This is a genomic window from Saxibacter everestensis (assembly GCF_025787225.1).
In the GTDB taxonomy this organism is placed as follows: Bacteria; Actinomycetota; Actinomycetes; order Actinomycetales; family Brevibacteriaceae; genus Saxibacter; species Saxibacter everestensis.
In genome coordinates, this window is sequence record NZ_CP090958.1 from 2,150,923 (window position 1) to 2,162,736 (window position 11,814).

Consider the following 11,814-nt stretch of genomic DNA (forward strand, 5'->3'; position numbering starts at 1 on the left):
TCCGATGGGCTCTCACACTGTTTTCCGACTCACTGGAGGCAGGAGTGGGCAAAGCCAGCTGAATTGCATACGGTGAATGCCGTGACACTAACCCCTTTTCGCCTCGCTGCACTTGCCTCGGCCGCCCTTCCTGACTTTGCCCCCTCGAAGGTCACAATGTTGCCGCACAGCACCGACACTCTGGAAGCACTGGTCAGCGATGACGCGGGTAAACAGGTCACAATTAATGTCGCACTCAACGCGCTCGAAGCCCTACGCGGCGATGCGGAACGGAGCGTGCTCCTGATCCTGACCGACAAGGCGGCGGCAGATCTCCCATTCGCGCTGCCTGAGGTCCTGGGCCAGGCAAGTACCAGCGACGTCGGCTCGCTTCGGTTGAGCAGCAGCGATGATTCAGCGGACACGCATTTCGACGGCGAAGGCCAGGCTTTCATCTTTTCCGCGTTGCCGGGCTCCCCGCTAAGTCTCGAACAGCTGCGGCCGGGCCCCGGACTGACCGCTTCTCTTGGGCGGGCGCTGGCAGCAATTCACGAACTGAATCCGGACATAGTGCGTGATGCCGGTCTGCCCGACTATGACGCAGACAGCTACCGACAGCGCCGACTGGCCGAGGTCGATCAGGCCGCGGCTACCGGGAAAGTACCGGCACGGCTGCTCAACCGGTGGGAAAAGCAATTGGAGAACGTCGCGTTGTGGCGTTTTCAGCCGACGGTCTGCCATGGCGAGCTTTCCGAAGACCGGGTGCGGGCCGAAGGCGACCGCATAGTCGCGGTGACCGGCTGGGCTCAGCTTCGGGTTGCCGATCCAGCCGATGATCTGGCGTGGCTGATCGCGTCCTGTGACGGTACGGTCATCGATTCGATCATGGAGGCGTATTCGCAGGCCCGCGGCGAAGCGCCGGGACCGATGCTACGACGGCGGGCCGAGCTACTCAGCGAGCTTGCCCTGGTTGGCTGGCTGCTCTACGGCCTGAGCCAGAACGATCAGAACGTGATCGACGATGCGACCGACATGTTGGCCGAACTCGACGATCAACTGCATCGGGAAGAGGAGGCCGAACGCGAGGCGTCGGAGGCGGCGGCTTCCGAGGCTGACTCGCCCGAAGACCCGGAACAGAATCCAGGCGACGGACGTCAGGGCTACTGATCCCCCGGCACAAGCCACCCGCGCGAGTCACCAGCTGCTGGTAACCACGCGTGCGACTCAGCGCAGCCGGAAGAACAGTCACCGCTGGTAAGAGACAGCCACCGCAGCCGGAAGAACAGTCACCGCTGCTTGTAGTACTGGGCAAATCTGCTTTCGAGCTCGGCGGAATCAGGCAGGTCGGCGAGGCTCACCTCCTCGTTGGATCCCAGATAGAAGAACGTCGTGGTGATGTTCTGCAGCGGAACTGACTCCTGTTCGGAGAACGCCACCCGGTACAGGGCTAGCTGGAGTTCGGTGTGCGACCTTTCGGTGGGCGTGGGTGCTCTTCCGGTCTTCCAGTCGACCACCTCATATTGGCCAGCACCGTGATCGAAAATCGCGTCGATCTTCCCGGGTATCGTCAGCTCTCCGAGCTGGATCTCAAACACCCGCTCAACATCCATCGGCCTCAATGCAGCGAACCGTGAGGCGAGGAACGTAGTCTGCAGTTTCGCCAGGTTGGCCCGCCCCTGCGCACCGAGTCCGCCGTGATCGAATGGATCGCGGGCGACTTCTGCCTCGTCGAGCTCAAACAGCGCGGCCTGACCGTACCGCTGTTCCAGCCACTCATGGAAGGCGGTGCCGAGCCGGGCGGCATGCGACGGCGGCCGAGGCATCGGCCGCGCGATCGAAGCGGCTGCGGCCGCCGGATCCCTATCCACGGCAATCAACCGGGTGGGCGAGATTCTGCTCGGAAAGCTGACCGTCGCGGGTCCCCGGGACACAATGTCACGCTCGGCGAGCAGCAGGTCTATGTAATGGTTGACCGATCGCTCCGGGCCGGCAGCGACAGGAGGCTGGTCGGCCGTCTGCTCGGCCGCGTCCTGGGCGGGAGTCCGCTCGGCAGCTGCTCGCTCAAGACAACTCAGCACAAGATCGGCCGCATCGTCTCGCGCCGCAGGTTCCCGGCCGGTGCTACTGCCTGCAACGGGCGGCCATTCCTCCTCACGAGCGCGCAACTCGATCGGGTTTGCCTCACCCTTGACCGGCTGTTCCGGCCAATCGGAATCCGTGATCACGCCGCCGCCGACTAGTTCGGCGAGATAGGTCGATGGCTCGCGGGGGTTGACACCGGCACCCCAGAATGACGCGCTCAGCCATAGCGACGTTCGTGCCCGGGTAAGCGCCACATAGGCCAGCCGGCGTTCCTCGGCTCGGTGATGGTCGATGTTTCTGTCCTTGAAATCGTCGAGCGCATCGCGCAGATCGGCCTGGTGCTCGGCGTCCCGCCAGTGAAAACCGGGCAACTGATCCCGGTCACCGCGCAGCTCGGTTGGAATCTGCCCTAGCTGCAGCCAGCCGGAGGTTGCCTTGGGCTTGCCGGGGAACACTCCCTCGACCAGATCGGGGATCGCCACCGCATCCCATTCGAGTCCTTTGGATGCGTGCACTGTCAATAACTGAACCGCATCGGGATTCGGCTCCGCCGTCGGCAGCTGCAGTCCACGCTCCTCGCTCTGCGCGGCGTCCAGCCAGCTGATGAATGCACCAAGCGTCGGGGCGTCTCCCGAGCTGCTGAACTGGTACGCCACCTCGGCGAACGCATCCAGATGCGCACGAGCGGCGGAGGTCGAATATCCGGGCCGCGCGGCGACCTCGATGTCGAGCAGCAATGCACGCTCCACTTCACGCACGAGATCGACGAGGCCCTGTCCGGATCGTCTGCGCAGCTCTCGCAGGGTGGCCGACAGGTCATGCAGCCGGTGATGGCCAGACGATGAGAACGCCGGTTCCGACTCACCCGGCTTATGCCAACCCACCGGCGGTAGTCCATCCAGACCGTCTGCGAGGCTGTAACTGTCAACGGCTTCGGCAGTGGCGGGCCCGTCGGTCGCACCGGAGCCCAGACGACTCGCATGCAGCTGGCGCGACCAGTCGGAAAGCGCGGCGAGATCCCTCGCTCCCAGCTGCCAGCGTGGGCTGGTCAGCAGGCGCATCAATGAATCCCCGCGGTCCGGATCGTGCACAACCTGCAGCGCACAGACGATGTCGATAATTTCCGGAGTTCCCAGCAGTCCACCGAGCCCGACGACCTCAACTGGTATTCCGGCCAGCCGAAGTGAAGCCTCGATTCCGGGGAACTGGGAGCGTCGTCGGCAGAGCACCGCAACGCTCCGTTTCAGATCGCGCTGCTCGGCAACCCAGCGAGCGAGCGACTGATCTTCGTCGCGCAGCCCCGTGTGGGCATCGACCGCACCGGCCAGCACGGAGACTGTGATGGCGCCATCCTCGACGCCTGGTCGCGGCTTGAGTTCCGGACCCGGGACGCCATCTGCGCGCAACGGCTTGGCCAGAGTATTGGCTGCGTCGAGAACCGCCGCGTCGTTCCGCCAGCTCGTCGATAGGTAGCGAACCTGCGCCGGACTGCCGGCCTGCGCCGCGAAGTCCTGCGGGAATCGTCCAAGGTTACCGCTGCTTGCTCCGCGCCAACCGTAGATCGACTGATGCGGATCACCAACCGCGGTCACCGGGTGCCCGTCTCCAAACAGCGACTTCAGGAGGACGAGCTGCGAGACCGAGGTGTCCTGATACTCGTCGAGAAGCACAACCGACCAGCGTTCCCGTTCATCGCGCCGGACATCGTCGACCGTGCTGGCGAGCTGCGCGGCAAGTTGCACCTGATCGCCGAAGTCCAATACCCCCCGATCCCGTTTGAGCTCCAGGAACCGCCGTACCAGCGGAACAAGCGCCTCTTTCGCGGCAACGTCGCCAAGCGCGGCCTGAACCGCCGCGTACGGTGTTCCCGCCGGCGGGTGACGGTCCGCACTACGCTCGAAGGCCCGAGCGTCTTTTGGTAACCGTTCAGCCATTTCACGCAAAGATCCCGTGACCCCGAGAATCTCCTCCGGCTCACGCAAGTGCTCCGCGCACCCGGAAGCGAGCTGCAGCACAGCAGAGACGACACTGCCGAATGGCTTGTCCAGGAAACCGAGTTCGTCAGCAGACGCAGCCTCGACGACCTCCGCTGCCAACTGCCATCGCCCTGCCTCCGACAGCAGGCTGGCACCCGGCTCCACCGCGATCCGAAGCCCGTGGTCCCTTACCAGGGAGGCGGCGTAGGCGTTGTAGGTTGAAACGGTCGCCTCGCCCAATCCGAGCTCGGTTGCCGAGGCCGCGATGACCTTGCGGTGTCTCAGTGCCCGGAGACGTTTGCGAACCCGCTCGGCAAGTTCTCCGGCTGCCTTGCGGGTAAAGGTCAGGCCGAGGATTGCATCGGGGTCGACGAACTGGTTGGCGACCAGCCACACGACCCGGGACGCCATGGTCTCCGTTTTTCCGGATCCAGCGCCGGCAACAACAAGGCCGGGTTCCAGCGGAGCTTCGATAACGGCGCGCTGTTCCTCAGTGGGTAACGGACGCGCCAGGATCGTGGCGATATCGGCTGCGCTGTACCTGATGACGTTGCGGTTCATGGCAGCCGGCTTTCGTGCTGGACAGGACATGAACTTCTAACCGGGCAGACCGAGCAGTATTGGTTCTCTCTCGCGGTAAAAGCGCCGGCCGCCATGCCTTCGGCAACGTCGAGCACCATCGATGTGGCCCATAGTGGGTCGTCATCTGACTGAAGCGGTGGTTGCTCCTGGATCGCGGTTCGTACCCCGGATGCCAGCTGAACCAGGCGCGCGCCGCCGGACACATTTCCTTCTGGAAATGCCCCGGCTCCGACGGCCGCCTGATAGCTGCCCAACTGCGGATGCCGCTCAAGGTCTGCCGCTGCCGGTTTCGATTTGCCGGTCTTGAGGTCGATGACGACGAGTTTGCCGTCGGCATCGCGTTCGATTCGGTCAACCCGGCCCCGCAGACTGGCCCGGCCGATCTGGGTGGAGAACTCCCGCTCCACATCGACGAGCGCCTCTCGATGTGCGCTCTGATAGTCGCCGAGTTTCGAGACGATGGCTTCCGCTCGGCGACGCTGGGACTCGGCGATCCAGGGCGCCTGGGCGGTGAGTTCGTCTGCACGCAATTCCAACTGTTCGCGCAATTGCGCGGCGTCAGCCTGCGGGAACTCCGCGGCCAGCTCATGCACCAGGTTTCCAAGCGTCTGACTCAGCGAATCGGGTCCCCTGCCGCCATGGCTCTCCAGGAACCAACGCAGGCCACAGGTCTGAAACGATTCGACCCGCGACGGCGACACCGAAATCGGTTGACCATCGGCGACAAGCTTGCCGGCACTGCTCACCGGCAGCTGACCGTACCACTGCGCCGGATGCGCCCCGGGCACGTTTTCCCGGGCAAGCCGTGCCAGCGCGCGGGCAGCCGCGGAGGCACCCAGTCCCGCCCCGTCGTCGGCCGGGGAGCGCCAACCCGGCAGTGCCAGCTCGGGCGGCTCCACGCCCCGGCCGGCTGACTCCAACTGCATCGCCTCGATCGATGCCTCAAGTTCGGCGCGAAGCGAGGCCGCGATGCCCCGCAGCGTCAGCGCCCGCGGGACAACGGTCAATGGCCGAGCAGCCTCGTCATCGCCGCCGTCTTCCGGGGCGACCAGCGAAACAAAGGCCGACGGCGCGGCATCCTCATCCCGTACTGCGGTGACAATCAGCTGCTTTCTCGCCCGGGAACATGCCACGGCGAAGGTTCGCAGTTCGTCGTCGAGAGTCTCCCTGCGCTGTGCCCTGCCCGAACGCTTCTCATTGTCGAGCACGGCGTCGACGATGTCTCCTGCGCCCAGCAGCGACCCGCGCAGGGTGAGGTTGGGCCAGCTACCCTCCTGCACATCAGGGATGACGACGAAGTCCCATTCCCTCCCCGAGGCTCCCGCTGCCGTCGTCAGCGTTACGGCGTCTTCGTGCGCCGCTCGTTGCGCCAGGGAATCTTCGGTAACACTCTGCCGAAAGACGTGTTCAAGGAACGCGGTCGAGCGTGCGCCCGGAAACAGAGTGTCAAACTTCTCCGCGGCAGCGAACAGCCGCATCATTGCGTCGAGGTCCGCATTGGCGGCATCCTGATCCCTGCCCCGGCTCAACGCGGCCTGCTGCCACATCCCGGCGAGTCCGGTGGCATTCCACATCTCCCACAGCAGCTCGTGCGGACCAGCCGCAGCGGCCTTCCGTCCCGCGGCAAGCATCGCCGCGACCCGGCGGGCAGCAGGCGTGACGGCGGCGCCAAGCGTCAGCAGTCGTTCCGGGGCGATTACGGCTTCCGCAAGCAGCTCGTCGCTGGATCGCGACCCGCCACCATGCCTTTCCTCGGCTCGCAACGCCACCCTGAGCCGGCGAAGTTCGACTCCGTCGGCTCCCCCGATGCGCGAACACAGTAACTCCACAGCCTGGTCAGCGGACAGCTCTAGTTCGTCGCGAGAGACGAGGTGCATTGCCAGCAGCATTGGTCGAACCGCGGGCTCCTCGCGCAGCGGAATGTCTGGCGCGCCATCGCCGACCGGGACTCCGGTGGCAATGAGTTCCCTGCGCAGCGGGCCAAGCGCCGAGGACGACCTGGCCACCACCGCCATCTGATCCCAGGGCACCCCGTGGTCAAGATGAGCCGCTCGCAATCGCCCGGCTATCAGCAGCCGCTGAGCCGCGGCTGAACCGACAAGATGAGTCTCGGCGGCGCCGGTGCGTTCCCCGGCCTCCGGTTGGACGGTTCTGCGTTGGCTTGCCACTCCGGCAACTCCGATGTGAGAGCTGACTCGCTCGGTCACGGCCCGAAGCGCGGCCGGCTGCCGCCAGGAATTTCGCAGCGTCACCACCCGCGACGACACCCCGAAGCGACCAGAAGCCGCGGCTGCCACCAGACGCGGCTCGGCGCCCCGGAAGCCCTCAGTCGTGGCATCCGGATCGCCGAAGACGCTGCAGCGCGCCCCCAGCAGGGCAAGCGCATCGACAAGACGGGCGCCGGCTTCGGTCAGGTCCTGGATGTCGTCGACCACGACGTATTTCGGCACCCGCCAATTCGCGAACCCGACCGCAGCGCCCGCCGACAGGCCTGCTCCGGCAGCTTGCCGAAGCAGGCCGGTAGCGGTAGCGACCACCGCAGCCGGATCGTAACCGCCGCCAAGCTGAAAACCTGCGACCTGTTCATACTCCTCAAGGACATCTGCACAGGCCAGCCACTCCGGCCGCTGTCTTTCGTGTCCCAGCCGGCTCAGGTCCTCGGCAGAGAGGCCCCACTCCATCGCCCGCATCAGGACCTCACGAAGCTCGTGCCGGAATCCGTCGGTAGCCCGGACCTCTGCCGTTATGCCCGCTGGCCACTCCGGCTCGCGCCCTTCGCCCCGGCTATGCCCGTCCAACAGCGCGCGCAGCACACTGTCCTGCTCGGGGCCGGAGATGAAAGTGGGCGCCGGATCACCCAGGGCGGCTGCCCTCGCCCTCACCAGGCCGAACGCCAGGCTGTGCGGCGTCCTTGCCAATGGTCCGGAACTGGCGATCCGGAGCCGATCGCTGAGCTGCTGCCGCAGTACGGAAGCACGATCCCGGGTCGGTGCCAGCGTGAGGATCTCGTCAATCGAAACGCCCTGCCGGGTCAACGCGGCAACGCATTCCACCAGGGTGCTGGACTTGCCGGTTCCGGGAGCACCCAGCACGACGACGGGCAGATCGGAACACAGCAGGTCGATGGCCCGTTCCTGCTCGGGATCGCGAGTGTTTTCGGGTAGCGCAGCGCAGCCAGTCGGCGGATGAGCTGGGGAAGCGGTTCGCCGAGCAGGCGGCCTGAAACGTACCGGGCTGTGCATACCCCTATCGAATCATCCGGGTCTGACAGTCCGACCGCTAGACCTCTCCCGACCAGCGTCCGCGGCGCATGTCGATCCGGAACCGCCCCGATTCCTGCCGTATTGTTGGCGTTCCTTCGGCCGCGTACTCGGCAATCGCACGCTCGGCCAGATGCACCGGCAGGGATCCGTCTGCGCGGACCACGCGCCACCAGGGCACCGCCGCACCCTCGCGCGCCATAACCTGTGCTACCTGGCGCGGGCCGCCATGCCCCAGGTATTCCGCGATATCGCCGTACGTCGTCACCCAGCCGGGTGGTACCAGCCCCACGACATCCAGCACTGCTTCACGAAACTCGTCCCCGGTCACCACAATCCCGGCCCCGCACCGATCAATAGCTGGGCTTGTCGGGTTCGATGGTCGTGACCCAGGCCAGAATTCCTCCGGCGACGTGAACGGCATCCTTGAAGCCGGCCTTCTTCAGCGCGGCCAAAGCCTCGGCCGACCGGGCACCGGACTTGCAATGCAGCACGAGAGGCTTATCCGGCAGCGTCGCCAGGGCTGCCCCCGACACGATGTCCCCCTTCGGGATCAGAACCGATCCAGGGATCTGCACGATCTCGTACTCGTGCGGCTCCCGGACGTCAACCAGCACAAAGTCATCGGCGCCGGCTTCGCGCGCATCGAGCCTGACCTTCAGATCGCCGACGGAGATGGTCGAGTCGGCGGCAGCTGTGAGCGCGTCGTCGGAGACCACACCACAGAACGCCGCATAGTCAATGAGTTCCGTGATCGGCTCGCGCTCCGGATCCCGGCGAATGGCGACCTCGCGCCAGGTAATCTCCAGCGCGTCGAAAATCAGCAAGCGGCCGAGCAAGGTACGCCCGACGCCGGTGATCAGCTTGATCGCCTCATTGACCATGGTCGAGCCGATCGAGGCGCACAGCACTCCCAGGACACCGCCCTCGGCGCATGATGGGACCATTCCGGGTGGCGGCGCCTCGGGGTAGAGATCGCGGTAGTTCACCCCGTGCCCTCCCGGCGCATCTTCCCAGAACACCGAGACCTGACCGTCGAACCGATAGATCGATCCCCACACATACGGTTTACCCAGCAGCACCGCGGTGTCATTGACCAGGTACCGGGTGGCGAAGTTGTCGGTCCCGTCGAGGATCAGATCGTAATCGGCGAAGATCTCAAGCGAATTGTTGCTGTCCAGTTGCACCTCGTGCAGTCGCACATCCACCAGAGGGTTGATCGCATGGACCGATTCCTTTGCCGACTGGGCCTTGGTCCTGCCGACGTCCGCAACTCCATGGATGATCTGCCGCTGCAGGTTCGATTCATCGACGACATCGAAGTCGACGATGCCGAGCGTGCCGACTCCGGCCGCGGCGAGATAGAGCAGCGCGGGCGAGCCCAGGCCGCCGGCGCCAATGACTAGAACCTTCGCGTTCTTCAGTCGTTTCTGGCCGGGAACTCCGATATCCGGAATGATCAGATGCCGGGAATACCGTTCGATTTCCTCTGGTGTGAGCTCGGAGGCCGGCTCAACGAGTGGGGGCAGCGTAGACATATCTGTAGTCTCGCGCTGCCTGGCGATTTTTGCCACCGTTTCGTCATCGGAGGTCATCGACGACGGCTATAAATCTGCCACAGTCGATTGCCAGCGCCCGTTCGATCCAACGGATCAAGGGTATGGCCAGGCGTTGTACCGGCAGTCGCCGGTGGAGTAGGTCTGTTGCATCATGACCGGCGCAGGCTTTCCTTTCGCGGGGCAGCTTACGTGGCCGTGGCCGAGCCGGTGCCCGACTTCATGGTTCACCAGATATTCCCGGTAGGCGGTCAGGTCGGTGCCGAAGTCGTCGGCTCCCTCGATCCAGCGGTAGACGTTCAGCACCACGTTGTTGCCGTTGCGACAGGAAACCTTGCCGTGCGTCCGTAGCGGCCGGCACAGCTTTTCCGAGGTCTCCGGCGAGGCCAGTATCAATGATGTGTCCGCCTTGCCGTCGCTACGCGCGAAGCTGTAGCCGTCCCGTGTCCATGACCGCTTGTCATTCAGCGTCGTCAACACGAACTGCGAGAACTGCTCTCCGTCGATGGGCAGATCGTGCTCGACCTTGATTCTGAGGGTGTGCACCTTCGCGTCGCTTTTCGGCGCCTTCGCCCCACCCGGCACGGTTTGCAGCTTGCCGGACCCGGCCTGCGGGTAGTTCATGCTTTCGATCCCGGCAGCAAGTCGCGCGATTTCCTCTTTGCTCGGCTCCAACTGTCTGGGCGCGGCAAACTTGGCTGCGTCTTCGGTTGCCGGCGCGGCAGCGCTCTCGTCCGGCGCCGACGCCTCTGCCTGGGGAACCGTCTGGGCGGTGAGTTCCTCCGGCTCGCTCGCCGACCCTCCGGTGAGCACTGGCACCCAGATTGCGATCGCCACGACACAGCTGATGGCGGCTGCGGATGCCAACATCCGGGCCGTGCGCTGATGCGGCACCCGAGCATAGCGCCGTCCGGCACGATTGTGCCTTGCCCGGTCCGCGCCACCTAGAATCACTTCTGAAACTTTACCGACTTCTTCCGGCGCCCGCGCCGGGCGGCTCCATGGCTGCGCTCACGGCGTAAGAAAGTAGTATCGACAGATGCCGGAAAAACCACCAGAGCCGACGCGCGTCACGCGGATGCCGCGAGATGCCCGCCGCGCCCAGCTATTGGAAGCAGCTGGTGAAGTCTTCGTCGAGCGCGGCTACCACGCCACCTCAATGGACGAAATCGCCGAGTCGGCCGGTGTTTCAAAGCCCGTCCTCTACCAGCATTTTCCCGGTAAGCGGGAGCTCTATCTGGCACTCATTGATTTGAATGCGGCCGCCCTTGAGCAGGCGGTCACCGAGGCGCTCACATCGACCTCGGACAATAAGCAGCGGGTGGAGGCGACGATAGGCGCATACTTCGATTTCGTCGGTGAGCAACAGAGCCAGTTTCGGCTCGTCTTCGGCTCGGACTTCCGCGATGACTCTGTGCACGAACGGCTCGCCGCACTGCAACGGGTTTGCGCCGAGGCAATCGGCCAGATCATCGCCGAGGACACCGAAATGCCACCGTCGAAGGCCCATCTGCTCGGCCGCGCGCTCGCCGGGATGGCGGAGATTTCGGCTCGGCACTGGCTTGCCCACCCGGAGGACATGAGCCGCGAAGAAGCCGCGGGACTCACCTCCACCCTTGCCTGGCGGGGAATCAGCAGATTCCCGAAGACGCACGCCGACGTCTAAGTACCCGCTCGGGAACAAGCCAGCGGTGGGCGGACGTTGCGCTAACGCTAGGCTGGAAACCAGAAGTTCGCGCCCGATGCGCAGCCGCGTACGAGAAGTTCGCGCGGCTCAATCGGGAGAAACCTATAAAGGAGCACAAGTAAGTGGAAATCAAGATCGGCGTCCAGAATGCCCCACGCGAACTCGTCCTCGAGTCGAATATGACCGCTGACGATGTTTATCAGGCAGTCAGCGAAGCAGTCGAAAGCCGCACCGTTCTGCGCCTCGTCGACGAGAAGGGACGCCAGGTGGTCGTTCCTGCTGGGGTTCTCGGCTACGTCGAGACCGGGTCGGAAGAGTCCCGCCGGGTCGGTTTCGGACCACACTAAGTCGGTCTCTGTCGAGCATCGTATCGGTCTGTCGCACTCGGGAACGGAATTGCCCGCGTGCGACAAACTGACCGCCGAGATAGCTGTCAGTTGTAGCTTCAGTTCCCACGGCAAAACCTACCAATGATCGCGGGCGAGCGTGCTGCTCGTCGTCTTCGTCGTCGCCGCTGATGGTACCCAGTTCGTCGATACTCGTGGCCGGTTCCGTCTGATCGACGCCATGGCGTTCGATGATCCGGGTTCGTAGCTCCGATTTCAGATTGATCAGAACCAATGCAAGCCGCCGGAGTGAGCCCGCCTGAGAATGTGTGCGGCGAAGGCTCCGCGCCCCTGATGCTCAGCCGA

At 64.7% G+C, this 11,814-nt stretch carries 8 protein-coding genes; 3 read left to right on the forward strand and 5 right to left on the reverse strand.

What is annotated here, in order from left to right; translation table 11 throughout:
- Window positions 1–81: 81 nt before the first annotated feature.
- Entirely contained in the window at window positions 82–1,146 is a 1,065-nt protein-coding gene (locus LWF01_RS10295; RefSeq protein WP_349637309.1) for a phosphotransferase, read from the forward strand.
- Between the two features lie 119 nt (window positions 1,147–1,265).
- Here the strand turns inward: LWF01_RS10295 and LWF01_RS10300 are convergent, their stop codons facing one another.
- The 5 genes from LWF01_RS10300 to LWF01_RS10320 all read right to left on the reverse strand — a co-directional run bounded on the left by LWF01_RS10300 (window position 1,266) and on the right by LWF01_RS10320 (window position 10,389).
- Window positions 1,266–4,598: an ATP-dependent helicase gene (locus LWF01_RS10300; RefSeq protein ID WP_349637310.1), complete on the reverse strand. Its 3,333-nt coding sequence runs from the start codon at window positions 4,596–4,598 to the stop codon at window positions 1,266–1,268.
- Entirely contained in the window at window positions 4,595–7,861 is a 3,267-nt protein-coding gene (locus LWF01_RS10305; protein WP_349637311.1) for an ATP-dependent helicase, read from the reverse strand. The genes LWF01_RS10300 and LWF01_RS10305 overlap by 4 nt, the downstream gene beginning before the upstream one ends.
- A 37-nt stretch (window positions 7,862–7,898) precedes the next feature.
- On the reverse strand, window positions 7,899–8,210 hold the full coding sequence (locus LWF01_RS10310; protein WP_349637312.1) for an MGMT family protein: 312 nt from the start codon (window positions 8,208–8,210) through the stop codon (window positions 7,899–7,901).
- A gap of 22 nt (window positions 8,211–8,232) precedes the next feature.
- Window positions 8,233–9,417, reverse strand: coding sequence for an adenylyltransferase/sulfurtransferase MoeZ (gene moeZ / locus LWF01_RS10315; RefSeq protein ID WP_349637313.1), 1,185 nt, complete (start codon window positions 9,415–9,417; stop codon window positions 8,233–8,235).
- A 114-nt stretch (window positions 9,418–9,531) separates the two neighbouring features.
- Window positions 9,532–10,389, reverse strand: coding sequence for a DUF3152 domain-containing protein (locus LWF01_RS10320; RefSeq protein WP_349637314.1), 858 nt, complete (start codon window positions 10,387–10,389; stop codon window positions 9,532–9,534).
- 85 nt (window positions 10,390–10,474) lie between these two features.
- Here LWF01_RS10320 and LWF01_RS10325 point away from each other — a divergent pair, with 85 nt between their 5' ends.
- Both LWF01_RS10325 and LWF01_RS10330 read left to right on the forward strand, forming a co-directional pair.
- A complete protein-coding gene (locus LWF01_RS10325; RefSeq protein WP_349637315.1) occupies window positions 10,475–11,101 on the forward strand; it encodes a TetR/AcrR family transcriptional regulator in 627 nt (208 codons plus the stop codon).
- A 143-nt stretch (window positions 11,102–11,244) separates the two neighbouring features.
- The gene (locus LWF01_RS10330) at window positions 11,245–11,469 is read left to right on the forward strand and encodes a DUF3107 domain-containing protein (protein ID WP_349637316.1); all 225 of its coding nucleotides are present in this window, start codon (window positions 11,245–11,247) and stop codon (window positions 11,467–11,469) included.
- Window positions 11,470–11,814: the final 345 nt, after the last annotated feature.

Coding starts and splice junctions, on each gene's coding strand:
- LWF01_RS10300 (WP_349637310.1), bottom strand. CDS start 4,598: ATGAACCGCAACGTCATCAGGTACAGCGCAGCCGATATCGCCACGATC.
- LWF01_RS10305 (WP_349637311.1), bottom strand. CDS start 7,861: ATGCACAGCCCGGTACGTTTCAGGCCGCCTGCTCGGCGAACCGCTTCC.
- moeZ (WP_349637313.1), bottom strand. CDS start 9,417: ATGTCTACGCTGCCCCCACTCGTTGAGCCGGCCTCCGAGCTCACACCA.
- LWF01_RS10325 (WP_349637315.1), top strand. CDS start 10,475: ATGCCGGAAAAACCACCAGAGCCGACGCGCGTCACGCGGATGCCGCGA.